General features: G+C 71.3%; 1 protein-coding gene. It reads left to right on the forward strand.

Annotated elements, in window-relative coordinates; translation table 11 throughout:
- A partial coding sequence (locus ACXJKJ_RS30605; protein WP_457395212.1) for an MMPL family transporter occupies positions 1-708 on the forward strand: 708 nt, incomplete at both ends.

Genomic DNA, 708 nt, shown 5'->3' on the forward strand with positions numbered 1-708 from the left:
TGCTGGGCAGCGCCGACGCGGCGCAGACCAAAGCGGCCGAACAGGCCTTCCGCGCCTCGCTGCGCGACAGCGCCGAGGGCAAGGCGCTGCTGGTGGAAAGCGGGTCGATCGAAGGCTGGTTCGAACAGGCGCGCGCCTTTTACGCGCCCTACCGCGACCGTCTGCTCACCAGCGACCAGCGCCAGCGCCTGCAGGCCCAGCCGGTCGATGGGCTGGCCGAATCGGCACTGGCGGCGCTGTACGGCCCGATGGGCGCGCCCCGGCTGACCGAATGGCGGCAGGACCCGCTGTCGCTGTGGCCGCAGTGGTGGCAGGAGCGTGCGCTGGGGTCGGGCCTGCGCGTGGGCGATGACGGCCTCCTTGAAGCCGATGGCAAGCATTGGTCGATCGTGCAGTACGACACGGTCGGCTCGGCGTTCCAGCTCGATGGCGAGCGTCATATCGACACGCTGCTGGATGCGGCGACCGCCGCAGCCGACAAGCAGGCGCCCGGGCTGGAGGTACTGCGCGCCGGCGTGCCGCTGCATGCTGAAGCGGCCGCGGTACAGGCCAACCGCGAGATCAACACGATCGGCTGGGGCTCGCTGGCCGCCGTGCTGCTGCTGGTCTGGCTGGCCTTCCGTTCGCTGCGCCCGATCCTGCTGGTGGCCGCCTCGCTGCTGATCGGCTGCGGCGTCGCGCTGGCGGTGACGGTGCTGGTGTTCGGCA

Source organism: Roseateles sp. P5_E1 (assembly GCF_054049335.1).